Genomic DNA, 15018 nt, shown 5'->3' on the forward strand with positions numbered 1-15018 from the left:
AGTGAAAAAGTTGTTGTTTGGTGCTGTGTTGTTGATTGCTCTTGTTTTTGCTATGCCGCTCGTTTTGTCAGATTTCGGGATCAACTTGGCAACGGAGATCTACATTATGGCCATTTTTGCGATGAGCCTTGGGTTGATCATGGGCTATGCAGGAATGGTGTCGCTTGGGCACGCCGGTTTTTTTGGCATTGGTGCTTATACAGTGGCCGTTATCGGTCAGCACGTAGCAAATACATATTTGTTGCTTCTGCTGGCTGTGGTCATTTCAGGGCTTATTGCCTTAGTCACCGGAGTTGTGTTTATTCGTACGTCCAAGTTTTACTTTTTAATGATTACTCTCGCTTTTGGACAATTGTTGTATGTGTTGTTTTGGCAATTAAAGACTTGGACGGGCGGGGCAGACGGAATGTCCGTTTCCGCTGTCATGAATTTTGGGTTTGGAGAAATTGTATCTCCGAATGGTCTCTATTATGTCATGGGACTCGCTTTTGTCATTTCTTACTTTCTTTTGCACCTGTTTGTTGAATCACCAGCAGGAAGGATTACGAGAGGTGTGATGGAAAATGAGGCGCGAATGAGCGCTCTCGGTCATAACGTTCGAACTTACAAACTGCTTGTTTATACATTGTCTGGATCATTGGCAGGACTGGCCGGTGCGCTCTATGCCTATTTTAATGTATTCGTTTCGCCGGATTTGTCCAGCTGGATGTTTTCTGGGCAAGTGATGGTGATGGCGATTATCGGCGGAGTAGGCACGTTGCTTGGGCCAGCACTTGGCGCCAGCATCTTTATTTACTTGCAAAATTTTATGAGCACGTATACCGAAAGATGGCCGATGATCATGGGAGTATTGCTTGTCGCTCTTGTTCTTGCTGGAAAAGGAGGGCTTATTCATTGGCTGCAACACGGAAGGCGTCTTTTGGTTTCACGCAAACGGACCGGTGAGGCGGTTTCGCAACAGCCGATAAAAAAGGGGGAGGCTGTCCATTGAGCTTGCTTAGAGTAGAAAACATTAGCAAGTCGTTTAAAACGTTGCAAGTGCTGCGCGATGTTTCTTTGGAGGTGAACCACGGGGAGCGCCATGTCATCATTGGACCGAACGGTGCTGGGAAAACGACGCTTTTCCATTGCATAACGAACATCCTGCCTATTGACACCGGTGCTGTGTATTTGGACGGAAAAGAGATCAGCAAACTTCCTGCCCATCATCTTGTCCATTTAGGCATGTCAAGGACGTTCCAAAAAAACAACTTATTTGGCGACTTGACAGTGGAAGAAAATATTCATTTGGCGCTTGCAGCAAAAAAAGTGTATCGGTACGATATTTTTTTACCACTGACTGCCCGGTCGGATATACGCAAGGAAACCAATGATATTTTGGAACAGTGGGAAATTTTCAATCGTCGTCATGTAAAGGTGAAGCATCTTTCTTATGGGGAGCAGCGATTGCTTGAAGTGTTGTTGGCCATGGCCAGCAATCCGAAGGTTCTTTTGCTCGACGAACCGACATCAGGAATGTCGCCGGCGGAAACGGCGCAGACAGCGGCAATGATTCAAAAGGTGCCTCGCTCTATAGCGCTGGTGATTATTGAACACGATATGGACGTTGTCTTTGCCATTGCGGACCGCATCACAGTTCTGCACCATGGGGAAGTGGTGTTAAGCGGCTCCCCAGATGAGATCAGAAACAATGAGATGGTCAAAGAAATTTACTTTGGAGGAGGAGCGAAACAATATGCTTGAGCTCCAAGATGTTCACTCGTACTATGGAACGAGTTACATTCTTCAGGGAGTCAGCTTTTCTGTTCCAAAAGGAAAATGCGTCGCTTTGCTTGGACGGAACGGAGCAGGAAAAACGACTACCATTCATACAATTGTCGGGTTGCATAAGGCAAGACAAGGAAGCATTCGGTTCAAAGATCGATCGATTGAATCGCTTCCTCCCCATCAAATTTCTCGCCTTGGCATCGGGTTTGTGCCGCAGGGGAGGAGAATCTTCCCGTCGTTGACGGTAAAAGAAAATTTGACGATGCCGGCGCGGAAACGAGAGCAGGAAGGACGCGGCCATTGGGAGCTGGAGAATGTTTATCAGTTGTTTCCTGTCTTAAAGGAACGGGAGAACAACTTAGGCACGCAGTTGTCAGGCGGCCAGCAGCAAATGCTGGCGATTGGGCGAGCGCTGATGACCAATCCCGAGCTTTTGTTAATGGATGAACCGTCTGAAGGGCTGGCGCCGATCATTATTGACCAGGTTGGGGAGATTATCGTTCAGTTGAAAGAAGCGGGGTTGTCGATTTTGATTGTGGAGCAAAATATCGCCCTCGCCTGCAAAACAGCAGATGAGATTTTGGTTATGAATAAAGGGAAAATTGTATGGAGCGGTTCGCCGAATGAATTGATGGCCAATGAAGATGTCCGACATAAGTATCTAGGGGTTTCAGCTTAAGATAATTTGCAAGGAGTGAAAGAAGATGGAACGGTACGAACAATGGAACAAAAGCTTTATTAATGGAGAATGGGTGGAAGGAGAAAGCGGCCGTACCTATGATATTTTGAATCCGTATGATCGATCGGTTATTGCCTCTGTCCCGTTGGCTACAGCCGAACAGCTTCATCGGGCATTTGAAGCGGCGAGCGAAGCGCAAAAGGAGTGGGGACGTTCTTCAGCGGGCCAACGAAAAGAAGTGTTGCACAAAGCGATGGCCTATTTGCAAGCAAATCGTGAGGAGATCGTCGACTTGATTGTCCGCGAAACAGGCGGAACACTGCTGAAAGCGAACGTGGAGTTTCATTTGGCGCTTGAGCTTTTGGAAGAGGCGCTACATTATGTTGATGAGGTTGGAGCTGTAAAAGAGGTGCCTTCTAACATAGAGGGGAAAGTCAACTACATTTATCGGTTGCCGTTGGGGGTGATTGCTTCCATTTCTCCATTCAACTTCCCGTTAAATTTATCGTTGCGCACGATTGTTCCTGCGATTGCCTTGGGCAATGCCGTCGTGCATAAACCCGATATTCAAGTTGGACTCGTCGGGGGTGTGGTGATTGCTCGAGCGTTTGAGTACGCTGGGCTGCCGAAAGGGGCATTGAACGTTTTGTTAACCGACATTGATGAGATTGGCGATGAGATGTTGACCAATCCACATTCACGCCTTATCAGTTTTACCGGGTCGACGACGGTAGGCAGACGAATTGGTGAGATTGCCGGCAGACAGTTAAAACGAGTGGCATTGGAATTAGGGGGAAATAGTCCGTTTGTTGTTTTATCCGATGCGGATGTAGATCAAGCAGTGAATGCAGCGATTTTTGGCAAGTTTATTCATCAAGGACAAATTTGCATGATCATCAACCGCATTATTGTCCATGAAAGCAAATATAACGAATTCGTCGAGAAGTTCGTGCAAAGGGCGGCTGCGCTTCCGTGCGGCGATCCGCGCGACCCAAGCACCGTGATTGGGCCAATCATCAACGAAAAGCAAATGCAAAAGGCGCTGCAGATGATTGAAGAAGCCAAGCGGGAAGGAGTCCGAGTGGCCTTGGAAGGAAAGCGGATCGGCAATGTGTTGACCCCATATGTGTTTGTTGATGTCGATCCAGCAAGCAAGCTCGCCCAAACAGAACTGTTTGCCCCCATTGCGGTGGTGATTAAAGCGAAAACAGACGAAGAGGCAATCTCCATTGCTAACCAAACGGAATACGGACTCAGTTCCGCTATTTTTACGGGTGATATTGAAAAAGGAAAAGAGTGGGCGTTGCAAATTGACAGCGGAATGACACACATTAACGATCAGACGGTTAATGACGCTCCAAACATTCCGTTTGGCGGCAATAAAGCAAGCGGCTTAGGCCGTTTTGGAAATCCGTGGGTGGTCGATGAATTTACGACAGTGAAATGGGTGTCCGTGCAGACGAAGGCAAGAACGTATCCATTTTAATGAAGGGAAAGCCTGGGAGATCAGGTTTAGTCGGATCTTCCAGGCTTTTTGTAATAATATGGAAGAAGTCCATCTTTTTCGTCATTGGTTGCACTTGGTTAGAGAAAGCTTTATTCATAATATCCAAGCAGCAATGAAATGTCGCGGGCGGCTTGGCAAGCGAGCTGAACCAAATGAAGAATGTTTGCTTGAGTAATCCGCTGATTTGGCCCGACGATGCTGACGGCGGCGACGACTTCACCGGAATAGTCGCGAATAGGGGCGGCGATGCTTGTCGCTCCTTCATGGAGTTCATCGATGCAGACGGCGTACCCTTGCTGGCGGATGGCTGCTAACTGGTGGATAAACTCGTTTGGGTCGGTCACTGAGTTCGGTCCGTATTTTGGCAACCCGCGGCGGAGAATGCTTTCTACTATCGATTTTGGACTGAATGCTAGAATGACTTTACCCGAGCTTGTGCACGTACACGGGTTGCTTCGGCCAATATGAGAGAGCAGACGCACTGGGTGCGAGCATTCTATTTTGTACAGGTAAACAATTCGATCGTCTTCCAATACCGATAAATGAACAGCTTCATTAGCCTCTTTCATCAAAGATTCTAGGATCGGAACGGCGTCTTGAAATATTTCTGTATGCAAATCAACCACTCCGCTTAAATGCAAAATGGAAAGGCCAAGGCGGTATTTGCGAGTTTTTTTATTTTGTTCAAGAAATCCTTCTTTTTCTAATAGCGTGGCTAATCGATGTACGGTCGTCTTGTGCAGCCCGAGTCGTTGAGCCATCTCCGTAACGCCTAGTTCCGGCGTTTCAACAGAAAATAAACGCAAAATGCGCATCCCGTTTTTTACAGAGGAAAGAGTATCAGTAACTTTTTCCAAAGTAAGGATCCTCCTTTTGTTTTTTCATCACATCTGGGCTTGTTCTATAAGTTCGGTGGATCGTTTTTACAGTTTGGCAGAAATCGCATGGGCTGTTTGCATGACAAGCTGTACGAGATGAGGGATGGAACGGTCATTGATGCGTTGGATTGGTCCGGCGATGGAAACAGAGTAGCGCACCTCACCGTTACGGTGACGAATGGGAGCACTGATTGACGTTACCCCTTCATGAAGTTCTTCTTTGCTGATGGCATAGCCTTGCTGTTTTACTTGCGTTAATTTTTCACGAAACGCCGATGGCGAGGTGATCGTTCTTGGTGTAAACGAAGGAAGTCCACGGGCGATGATGCGGTCGATCGTTTCCCTCGGCTGATAAGCAAGAATGGCTTGACCGGTGCTTGTGCAAAACGCTGGATTTTTTTTGCCTACGTAAGAAAGAAGGCGAACCGGATGATCACATTCTACTTTGTGCAAATAAATGACATCAGCACCGTGCAGCGTGGCGATATGTGCGCTTTCTCCTGATACCGAAACAAGTTCTTGTAAGAAAGGAAGAGCAATCTGGCAAATCGGAAAGCGGGAATGAATGATTTTTCTCATTGCTAGTAAAGAAGCACCGAGGGAATATAGATTCGTTTTCGCATCTTTTTTGACAAATCCCTCGCTTTTTAACGTTTGCAGCAGTCGGTGGGCGGCGCTTTTACTAATATTCAGCCTCTCGGAAATATCGATGATGCTAAGTTCTGTTTCATCCATCGAAAACAGCTGCAGCAGTCTCAACGCATTTTCTAACGAAGAAAAAGACGTTCGAGTTTTGCGCACTCCCATGAGTTTCCCTTCCTCCTTCGCTTAAAAGAAATCGTTTTCAAAAAATCTTGTGATGTTTCGTATAGAGAAATATAAAACTTTTATACGGGACAATAATAGTATAACATATATTTCAGAACGTTTTAAATATTATAAACTTCGTTGAGAACAAATATAGAAAAGAGGGGATGGGGTTGTCGGTTCGGGAGATGGAACTCGATTTAAAGCAGTATCAGCTGCAAAAAATCAATGAATTGCTCATCTTTGTCACCCAGTTTAACGAGTTTTATAAGGAGAAGTTCCGCAGCCTTTGTTTGCCGATCCGGACGATGGAGGAGTTCCGGAAATTGCCGTTTACAACGAAAGAAGAGCTTGTGCAAGACCAACAGCTTTACCCACCATTTGGCCGGAATCACTGTTACCCGGAAACGAGTTATGTCCGCTACCATCAAACATCGGGCACTTCCGGCAAGCCGCTCAAAATTTTAGATACGGAAGAAAGCTGGAACTGGTGGCGGGATTGTTGGGTTGAGGTATTGAAATCAAGCGGAGTGACAAATCGCGACCGACTATTTTTGGCGTTTTCGTTCGGACCGTTTATCGGTTTTTGGTCCGCCTATGAGGCGGCGAAAAAAATGGGGGCGCTTGTTATCCCAGGAGGCGGACAGTCGTCGAAGGAGCGATTGTACAGCATGATTGAAAATCAAGCGACCGTATTGCTTTGTACGCCAAGCTATGCCCTTCATTTAGCCGAGGTGGCTGAGGAGATGGGCATTGATTTACCATCGACGTCGGTTAGAGCCATCATCACCGCAGGAGAGCCGGGCGGATCAGTGCCATCAACGCGAGAGCAGATTGAAACGCGCTGGGGAGCTGCCGTGTACGATCATGCCGGGATGACGGAAATGGGAGCGTACGGTTACTCCTGTTCGGTCCGAAACGGGCTTCATATTAACGAAGCACAATTTCTGGCGGAAATTATCGATCCAGAAACACTGCAACCAGTGAAAGAAGGGGAGCGCGGAGAACTCGTGCTCACCAACTTCAGCCGTTACGGTTACCCACTGATCCGTTATCGGACGAGAGATATCGTGCTTTGTTCGTCAGCGCCATGTTCTTGTGGTAATCCGTATCGCTTTTTGCCGGGAGGGATCATTGGACGGGCTGACGACATGGTTGTTGTTCGTGGTGTCAATATTTTCCCATCGTCGATTGAAACGGTGGTCAGGGAATTTATAGAGATTAAAGAATTTCGCATTGTCTATTATACAGAGCACAAAATGAATCAAGTAAAAGTGCAAATCGAGTCGGAAGCGGATGTCGAACGGCGTTTAGCCGACCGCCTCAGAGAACGGATCGGCATTCGAATTGATGTCGAACGGGTCGCGCCGGGATCATTGCCCCGTTTTTCGATGAAGGCCAAGCGAGTCATCGATGAGCGCAATCACCAACAACAAGTGGGTTAATTGAGTAAGGAAACAAAAGTCATAGGAAAGAAGGGAGAAGGGACGATGAGCCAATCTAACGTTCAACGGCGCTCTGTTCTCGTTGTCGGGGCGGGACCGATCGGAATGACTGCTGCTTTAGCATTGCGTCATCTCGGACTTCCTGCGACGATATTGGAAGCGGAACCAAAAGACCGCCTTCGCCCAGGAAGTCGGGCAATCTATTTTCATAAGGCGACATTGCAGCATTTAGAGGATATTTCTCCCGGGCTAGGCAGAACCTTTGCCCAACATGGCATCGTATGGCCGATTAAGCGCACATTGTTCCGCGGCAAGGAAGTGTATGTAAAGCGATATCCGTCTCCTGATCCGAACGCGCTTCCGCCGTTTACGAGTTTGCCGCAGGTGGAAGCGGAAAAATTTTTGTATAACGCCTGCCTTGAGGAGGGGGTCGAATTCGTCTGGGAGACGCCGGTTTCCAATGTCCAGACCGATGAGGAAGGAGTCACTGTCATCACCGCATCCGGTGAACGGTGGTCGTGCGATTATCTCATTGCTGCTGACGGGGCACGCTCGACTGTCCGCCAATCGGTCGGCATTGAAATGGAAGGGCCGCGGACGAAAGACTATTTTGTTGTCGTCGATGTGAAGGAAGATGAAGCGGATCCGTTGCCGCTCGAGCGAGTGTTTCATTATCAACACCCGGCTGTGGATGGGCGCAACGTCCTCTTTGTACCGTTTGCTGGTGGATGGCGCATTGACTTGCAGCTGCTTGATGGGGATGACCCGGAACAGTTCGGTAGTGTGGAAGGCGTGAAACAATGGCTGCCGAAAGTGATGCCGGACAAATACGCAGACCGCATCACATGGGTGTCAACGTACCGCTTTTTCCAAGTGGTTGCTAAATCACTTACCGACCGCCATCATCGTGTGCTGTTAGCCGGGGAGGCGGCGCACTTGTTTGCCCCGTTTGGCGCCCGCGGCATGAACTCCGGCGTGCCGGATGCGATCATGGCGGCGAAAGCGATTCGGGCCGCTCTTGACACAGAAGACCGCGAAGAAGCAAAAGCAGCCATTGCGGCAGCGGCCAGCGAGCGGCTGATCGCGGCAAGATACAATCGCGATTGCGCAGGCATCGCCTTAGAGCATATTCAAGGCACCGATCCGGCCATTCATCTGAAGCGTGAAGTAGCAGCTTCGCTTGCTCCGATTTTGCCAAGTCTCGGCAAATGGCTTGATGAAGGACCGTATGGACCGAAATCGGGCCCGCCGCAACTGTCAACGAAATATTGAACAGGAGGAAACGCGATGGAGTACGCTTTTCAAGTGCGCTGGGGGGATACCGACGCGGCAGGCATCGTCTTTTACCCGAATTTTTATAAGTGGATGGACGAAGCGTCTCACCACTTTTTCGCCAGCCTTGGGCATTCGACATGGAAATGGTTTCAAGAGGAGCGAATCGGCATGCCGATTGTGGAAGCGAAATGTCAGTTTCTTGCCCCGCTCTTTTTTGAAGATCACGTTTGTGTGAAGTCATCTATCGCCGAGCTACGAGAAAAATCGTTCCGTATCCAGCATCAGTTTTTCCGCGGGGACCAGCTCGTGGCTGACGGGTATGAGGTGCGGGTGTGGACGACATTCGCTGGCGGCAGGCCGAAAGCCGCTCCCATCCCGGCGGAGCTTCGTGAGAATATGAGGCAGACAGCGGCCATGACCACACGTGAGGAGGGACAATGATGAAAATCATCAACTACCGATTGGGGGATGCGGTGCGCGCTGGGTGTATCGTTGAAGACAAAGTCATCGATCTCCATCAAGCGTATGTGGCCCGGCTAAAAGCCGATGGGCATCCGCGCGCCGAGCAGCTTGCCGCCGCGCTTGTTCCAGCCGATACCATCGGGCTGCTTGAAGGCGGAGAGAAAAGTTTGGAAGAGGCGCAAAAAGCGGTTGAATTCGCCTTGGCACATGGGCTTACGATCGACCGCGCCCATGTCAAAATGGAAGCGCCGGTGTTAAAGCCAAACAAAATCATTTGCGTCGGCCATAATTACCGTGAGCATATTCTCGAAATGAAACGAGAACTGCCTGAATACCCTGTCATTTTTGCCAAGTTTAGCAATACTATCATCGGTCCGGAAGATGACATCCCGTTGCCGCCAATCACGAGTCAGCTCGATTACGAAGCGGAATTTGCGTTCGTCATCGGCAAACGGGCGCGGAATGTAAAGCAGGCGGATGCGCTCAAGTATGTGGCTGGGTATACGATTGTCAATGATGTGACAGCACGGGACTTGCAACGGCGGACGATCCAATGGCTGCAAGGAAAAACGCTTGATGGGAGCGCGCCGATGGGACCGTGGCTTGTGACAAAAGACGAAATTCCCGATCCGCATTCTTTGGAGATTTCATTGACCGTTAATGGGGAAGAGCGCCAACGGTCGAATACGAAAAACTTGGTGTTTAATGTTCATTATCTTGTAGAATTTTTGTCTCATATTATGACGCTTGAACCGGGCGATGTCATTTGCACTGGAACGCCGGGCGGTGTCGGCGTTGCCCGCAATCCGCAAGTCTTTTTGCAGCACGGGGATATCGTACGCATTGAAGTGGAGAACATTGGCGCACTCGAGAACCGGGTCGCCGCTGTACCGAGTCCGGCGGAGGTGGAACCGTCATGCCGTTGATCGAGCAATACCGCCAAGAAATTAAAGAGTCGGTAGAGAAGATTATCCAAAAAGTTGGCACGTTGACAGAAGAAGAGATCCGCTGGAAACCGTCTGCCGACGAATGGTCCATCATGGAAATCCTTTGTCACGTTGAAGAAGTGATCGGCTACTGGATAAGGGAACTTGTTCGTGTCATTCAAGCTGGCGGCGGCGAGTGGGGACGGGGGCTCAATGATGAAGCGAGGCTGGCGGCGGTTCGCCAAGCGGACGTCCGCCATGTCGATGAGGTGATTCACGGGATTCAGGAGGCGGCGGAATTGGCCGATCAACAACTGGCGGCGCTAAATGACGAACAGTTGGCGTTGGAAGCGCCACACCGCAATCCGAAATTTGGCGTGAAGCCGATGACGTTTTTAATTGAGCATTTTTTGACTGAACATTTGACTGGCCATTTACGCCAAATTGAACGAAATTTGCATAAATATGAAGCTATGCAATCGAAACAATGAGGAGGGGGAATGTTTATGGCAGAAATGAATCCGTTTTTTCAAAGTAAAGAGGTGAAAGATTTTACGAAAAAAATTGAACAGTATCATTTAGGTCCGCTTTGGGAGGCAATCCCGGATTTGATGCATACAGAACCGAGGCCGGAAGCAGTGCCGTACTTATGGAAGGGAGAAACGATCCGCGAATTACTTCTGGAGGCCACGCAAATTTTCACACCAGAGCGCGGCGGAGAACGGCGAGCCATTTACTTGCAAAATCCCGGGCTCAAGCAGCGGCAGCCCTGGGGATGGGCATCAACGACCAACACGCTATATGCGGCTGTTCAACTTATTTTGCCGGGTGAAACAGCACCGTCGCATCGCCATACACAAAGCGCCATGCGGTTTATCACAGACGGAAAAGGGGCGTATTCGATCGTCCAGGGCGAACGTCTGTTTATGGAAGAAGGAGATTTTCTCATCACCCCAGGCGGATTATGGCATGGCCATAGCCACCCGGGGGAAGAGCCGATGTTCTGGATGGATTGTTTAGATATCCCGTTTATTTATTCGACAGGCGGTACATTCTTTGAACCGTACCCGGATGGCATTGAGCCGCCGTCGCTTCCGGATGATTACTCGGCGCGCAAGTATCGCGGCGGCATGGTTCGGCCGATTGGCGACCGGAAGCCGCAAGTCGCACCGCTTGGGTTGTACAAGTGGAAACAGACTGAAGCGGCATTGACGGGGTTAAGTGATTTTGAACCGGATCCGTATGATGGCATTGCGGTCGAGTACATTAATCCATCAAATGGTCATACGGCCAACCCGAACATTGCTGCTTGGATGCAAAAATTGCCAGTCGGCTATCACTCAAAGGCGCACCGCCACACGTATTCAGCGATTTATCATGTGTTCAAAGGCGAAGGATATACAGTCATTAACGGTGTCCGGTTCAACTGGACAAAAGGCGACTATTTCGTCATTCCGAACTGGGCCTGGCATGAACATGTGAACACGTCCAATGAGGATGCGCTTCTCTTCTGCGCCAATGATTTGCCGATTATGGAAAAACTGGGGTTGCAGCGTGAAGAAGCATACCCGGATAACAACGGATATCAATCAGTTGTCGGGGAGTTCGAGGCAGAGGCGGTAAGCAGTTAAATGCCGTTCCCTTGCGATCGGCAGCTGCAGGGGGTATAAATAAGGAGGGGGACGATGAGCACAGTTTCTGAAAAGGGAACCAATCAGACAGCCACAACGATGACGGAAAATGTAGCAGTCCGCCGTTTGCTCGACCGTTTTGTAAATATCGGTTGGCTTTGTTCGCTTGGCCGGCAGGGAGATGAACAGGTTGAACAGTCGCTTCGCCAATTTGCTGATTTTTTCGGCGTTCATCACGTCGGGGTGAAGTGGCTAGCTGAACAAGAATTGCGATCGTCAATCGAGGCCATTCGTCTCGAAGAGGATGGCATTTGGCAGGCGCTGCGGCATGTTCCTGATCAATTCAAGCGCCAGGCTGAACAGGCAGGAAGATTGGAAGCGCTTTTGGTGCTGGCCGATGAGGTACCGGCTGCGATTTTTCAACACAGTTTTGACCCGTTATTTGCGGTGTTACGTCCGTATGGAGATAATGTTGTCACTACCGCGGTCGGCTATATGATGTACATCGGTGGAATGGCTTGTGCTTGGGAACTGTTGTCTGATCTTGAAGGACGGGAGACAAATCCGTTTCACTTTCTCATTGCTGTGCTAGAACGCGGCCATTGGCCGTTAGGGGTTGTCAACGGCCAGTTTGTTGTTATTTAACGTAATTTCCGAAGGAAGTCTTCCGTCTCAAGGAATGTGCAGGGCGATCGCCCAATGAGTAGGAGGGGATGAATGTCGGTTGGCCATCGCCAGCGAATAGGATCATTGATGGTTGGAACGGATGGAGGCGTAAAGGGCTCTTGTGTGTGGCTTACCGTTCGGTGAACATGCACAAGTCGCTTGAAGTCCCGCTTCTAAGCGAAACCTAGGCGGTGGGTAGTTCACACGCTAATAAACGATGGTGACAGGAAGGCCCAAGAGATCGTTAGGCAAGATCTCTTGGGTTTCTTTTAAGGCCGCAAGATATGTCCCGGCTGTAAGGGCAATGGGGGACATTCGACAGCTCTATAGCGCCGGTTGCCTGCAAATGGAGTGGTTTAAGCGGATTCAGGAGCGGTCGTGTTTGGCGGAACGACGAATGATATCAACGTCAAAATCAAGTATTTGCTGCTGAGTTCTGAGCTTGATCATATGGCTAGAAGGTCGATGAAAAGGATCCCTCTTCGAGTGTTTATTACAAACTGCGAAGAATTTGGCTTAGGTCCAACATATACATAGCCCGCGGTTGCTCAAACAACCAATGGTTGTGGACAGCGGTGACGGGAATGCCCCGTTTTGTCAACTCCTCTGGATGAGTGAAGCAAAGATGAGAAACAAATCGAGAGGAAAGCAACGAAATGGTAAAACGGGCGAAAGGATCAGCCTTAATACAGGTTGAGCGTCGTTTTGATGCGCTTGATCTCCTTTTTGTTTTCGAACAGCTCTTCCACTAAAATTTTTTGGCCGTTGGCGACATCGGTGAGCCGCCGATCCATGTCGGACACTTGTTCGCTTAACCGGTGCACTTGTTCGTTTGTTTGTTGCACTTGTTTGGTGAGCTGTTCGACTTGTTCGTTTGTTTGTTGCACTTGTTTGGTGAGCTGTTTGACTTGTTCGTTTGTTTGTTGCACTTGTTTGGTGAGCTGTTCGACTTGCTCGTTCGTTTGTTGCACTTGTTTGGCGAGTCGCTCGACTTGTCCGTTTGTTTGTTGAAGCTGATCGGCGAGTTCTTTGATGGCTTGCCAAATCATTTCATTAGTGATCTCTCCCATTCGACAATCCCCTTTCTCGTTCGATTCTTTTCTCTATTATACATGACGAAAGAAGGGAACGATAGGGAAAAGATGACGAAATGTTTTTCTTTGCTGTGCTCCCTCTGAATGTGATATAACAAAAGAATGTCAACAGCATTGCGTCTATTGGGGGATGAATGTCGTGATCCGTGTCAGCCATTTGCATAAATCGTTCCGCGTCCATCGTCGCGAAGCCGGATGGCTTGAGGCGGTGCGCCATTTATGGCGCCGTGACTACCGGATCGTCGAGGCGGTGAAAGACGTTTCGTTCACGATTGAAAAAGGGGAGATTGTCGGTTTTTTAGGCCCGAACGGGGCGGGGAAGACGACGACGATGAAAATGCTGGCCGGCCTGTTGCACCCGACGTCGGGGGAAATCACGGTCGGCGGTTTTGTGCCGTTTGAACAAAAGCCGGAGTTTAAAAAGATGATGAGCTTAGTGATGGGACAAAAAAGCCAGCTTATTTGGGACATTCCGCCGATGGAGACGTTTTTGGTCAATAAAGCCATTTATGACATTGACGATCGGGTGTTCCGCCAGACGCTCGAGGAGCTCACCGAGCTGCTTGATTTGGCGCCCCTGTTGGACAAACCGACGCGCAGCTTGTCGCTCGGCCAGCGGATGCGCTGCGAGCTGGCGGCGGCGCTGTTGCATCGGCCGCACGTGTTGTTTTTAGATGAGCCGACGATCGGACTGGACGTTCATACGCAAGAAAACGTGCGCCGTTTTATCGTTGACTACAATCGAGAGCACGAGACGACCATTTTGTTGACGTCGCATTACATGGGTGATGTCGCCGCGCTTTGCGACCGGGTGATGATTATTAACTACGGGCGGCTCATTTACGACGGCGAGCTTTCGGTGCTGACGGAGAAACTGGCGCCGTACAAGCGGCTTGAGGTTCGGTTTTCGCGGCTGCCGAAGGTGAATTGGAGCGAGTATGGCGAAGTGGCGGAAGTCGAAGAGGGGGCGGTCGTGCTTAGAGTGGCGCGCGAGACGGCGGCGGAAACGGCGGCGCGGCTGCTTCAGCAGTTTGAAGTCCGTGACATCAATATCGAAGATCCGCCGCTGGAGGAAGTGATTGCGCGCGCGTTTCAGGAGGAGCACGTATGATTCGCAAATATATTGCCCTGCTGCGGATGAAATACATTGAAATGCTCGCGTATCGGCTCGCGACGTTCGTCTGGATGACGGGCGCGGTTACGCAGCCGCTCATCACGATGTTCGTTTGGATGAACATTCATCCGGAAGAGAGCGAGTCGTTTGTCTTTTATTTTATGGCGGTCATTTTTGTCGAGCGGATGACGAGCGCGTGGGATGTATGGGAGCTCGACCGTGAAATCCGCGAAGGGACGTTTTCGAACTTGTTGTTGCGGCCGCTTCATCCGATCCATTGGGCGATCGCCGAGAATATCGTCTATAAATGGTTGTTTCTCGTCATTTTAGTGCCCGTTTGGACAGTGGGATCGGCGTTTTGGCCGGCGCTTCGCCCGCATATGACGGGAAGTCAAATCGGGTGGTTTTTGCTGGCGGTCGTGTTGGGGGCGGCGCTTCGTTTCTTGTTGAGTTACTCGTGCGGACTGCTGGCGTTTTGGGTGACCAAAGTGGCGGCTGTGTACGGCGTCATCGATGTCATTTCGCTGTTTTTGTCGGGAAGAATCGCGCCGCTTGAGCTGCTTCCGCCGCGGCTTCGGGAATGGAGCGAGTGGCTGCCGTTCCGCTATATGATCAGCTTTCCGATTGAAATCGCCACCGGAGCGGCGGATGGCGGGGAGTTGGTGCGCGGTTTTGCGATTGCTGGCGGGTGGATGGTGGTGTTGACGGCCGCTTTGCAATGGTTGTGGAGAGCGGGAATGCGAAAAAATCAGGCGGTAGGTGGATGA

General features: G+C 49.9%; 16 protein-coding genes and 1 pseudogene. 13 read left to right on the forward strand and 4 right to left on the reverse strand.

The window, feature by feature from the left end; genetic code table 11:
• Position 1 precedes the first annotated feature (1 nt).
• Genes ACTVIM_RS07215 through ACTVIM_RS07230 form a run of 4 tightly spaced genes read left to right on the forward strand, consistent with a single transcriptional unit; the run spans position 2 to position 3932 of the window.
• Entirely contained in the window at positions 2-991 is a 990-nt protein-coding gene (locus tag ACTVIM_RS07215) for a branched-chain amino acid ABC transporter permease (protein ID WP_445614092.1), read from the forward strand.
• Complete coding sequence (locus tag ACTVIM_RS07220) at positions 988-1743, forward strand: ABC transporter ATP-binding protein (protein WP_445614093.1); 756 nt, start codon at positions 988-990, stop codon at positions 1741-1743. Before ACTVIM_RS07215 ends, ACTVIM_RS07220 begins: the two co-directional genes overlap by 4 nt.
• Entirely contained in the window at positions 1736-2446 is a 711-nt protein-coding gene (locus ACTVIM_RS07225; RefSeq protein WP_144974116.1) for an ABC transporter ATP-binding protein, read from the forward strand. The genes ACTVIM_RS07220 and ACTVIM_RS07225 overlap by 8 nt, the downstream gene beginning before the upstream one ends.
• A 25-nt stretch (positions 2447-2471) precedes the next feature.
• A complete protein-coding gene (locus ACTVIM_RS07230; RefSeq protein ID WP_445614094.1) occupies positions 2472-3932 on the forward strand; it encodes an aldehyde dehydrogenase family protein in 1461 nt (486 codons plus the stop codon).
• Between the two features lie 110 nt (positions 3933-4042).
• Here the strand turns inward: ACTVIM_RS07230 and ACTVIM_RS07235 are convergent, their stop codons facing one another.
• On the reverse strand, positions 4043-4810 hold the full coding sequence (locus tag ACTVIM_RS07235) for an IclR family transcriptional regulator (RefSeq protein WP_445614095.1): 768 nt from the start codon (positions 4808-4810) through the stop codon (positions 4043-4045).
• A 66-nt stretch (positions 4811-4876) separates the two neighbouring features.
• The gene (locus tag ACTVIM_RS07240; RefSeq protein ID WP_445614096.1) at positions 4877-5638 is read right to left on the reverse strand and encodes an IclR family transcriptional regulator; all 762 of its coding nucleotides are present in this window, start codon (positions 5636-5638) and stop codon (positions 4877-4879) included.
• A 167-nt stretch (positions 5639-5805) separates the two neighbouring features.
• Between ACTVIM_RS07240 and ACTVIM_RS07245 the strand changes: the two genes are divergently transcribed.
• Genes ACTVIM_RS07245 through ACTVIM_RS07275 form a run of 7 tightly spaced genes read left to right on the forward strand, consistent with a single transcriptional unit; the run spans position 5806 to position 12022 of the window.
• Positions 5806-7083 carry a phenylacetate--CoA ligase family protein gene (locus ACTVIM_RS07245; protein ID WP_445614097.1) on the forward strand — a complete coding sequence of 426 codons (1278 nt, stop codon included), beginning with the start codon at positions 5806-5808 and terminating at the stop codon, positions 7081-7083.
• Positions 7084-7128: 45 nt separating this feature from the next.
• Positions 7129-8355 carry an FAD-dependent monooxygenase gene (locus ACTVIM_RS07250; RefSeq protein WP_445614098.1) on the forward strand — a complete coding sequence of 409 codons (1227 nt, stop codon included), beginning with the start codon at positions 7129-7131 and terminating at the stop codon, positions 8353-8355.
• A gap of 15 nt (positions 8356-8370) precedes the next feature.
• Positions 8371-8799 carry an acyl-CoA thioesterase gene (locus tag ACTVIM_RS07255; protein WP_445614099.1) on the forward strand — a complete coding sequence of 143 codons (429 nt, stop codon included), beginning with the start codon at positions 8371-8373 and terminating at the stop codon, positions 8797-8799.
• Complete coding sequence (locus ACTVIM_RS07260; RefSeq protein WP_445614100.1) at positions 8799-9746, forward strand: fumarylacetoacetate hydrolase family protein; 948 nt, start codon at positions 8799-8801, stop codon at positions 9744-9746. The genes ACTVIM_RS07255 and ACTVIM_RS07260 overlap by 1 nt, the downstream gene beginning before the upstream one ends.
• Positions 9737-10237, forward strand: coding sequence for a DinB family protein (locus tag ACTVIM_RS07265; protein ID WP_445614101.1), 501 nt, complete (start codon positions 9737-9739; stop codon positions 10235-10237). Before ACTVIM_RS07260 ends, ACTVIM_RS07265 begins: the two co-directional genes overlap by 10 nt.
• A gap of 15 nt (positions 10238-10252) precedes the next feature.
• Complete coding sequence (locus ACTVIM_RS07270; protein ID WP_445614102.1) at positions 10253-11377, forward strand: cupin domain-containing protein; 1125 nt, start codon at positions 10253-10255, stop codon at positions 11375-11377.
• A 54-nt stretch (positions 11378-11431) separates the two neighbouring features.
• Positions 11432-12022 carry a hypothetical protein gene (locus ACTVIM_RS07275; protein ID WP_445614103.1) on the forward strand — a complete coding sequence of 197 codons (591 nt, stop codon included), beginning with the start codon at positions 11432-11434 and terminating at the stop codon, positions 12020-12022.
• Positions 12023-12569: 547 nt separating this feature from the next.
• On the opposite strand, the pseudogene ACTVIM_RS07280 reads toward ACTVIM_RS07275, so the two are convergent.
• Positions 12570-12647 (reverse strand): annotated as a pseudogene (locus ACTVIM_RS07280) (DUF1259 domain-containing protein); the annotation flags it as partial.
• A gap of 79 nt (positions 12648-12726) precedes the next feature.
• On the reverse strand, positions 12727-13113 hold the full coding sequence (locus tag ACTVIM_RS07285; RefSeq protein WP_445614104.1) for a hypothetical protein: 387 nt from the start codon (positions 13111-13113) through the stop codon (positions 12727-12729).
• Between the two features lie 163 nt (positions 13114-13276).
• Between ACTVIM_RS07285 and ACTVIM_RS07290 the strand changes: the two genes are divergently transcribed.
• Together ACTVIM_RS07290 and ACTVIM_RS07295 are read left to right on the forward strand one after the other, a co-directional pair.
• Positions 13277-14248 carry an ABC transporter ATP-binding protein gene (locus tag ACTVIM_RS07290; RefSeq protein ID WP_171660410.1) on the forward strand — a complete coding sequence of 324 codons (972 nt, stop codon included), beginning with the start codon at positions 13277-13279 and terminating at the stop codon, positions 14246-14248.
• Positions 14245-15018 (forward strand): ABC transporter permease, encoded by a 774-nt coding sequence (locus ACTVIM_RS07295; RefSeq protein WP_445614105.1) that lies wholly within the window; start codon positions 14245-14247, stop codon positions 15016-15018. Before ACTVIM_RS07290 ends, ACTVIM_RS07295 begins: the two co-directional genes overlap by 4 nt.

It is taken from the genome of Geobacillus sp. YF-1, from assembly GCF_052692335.1.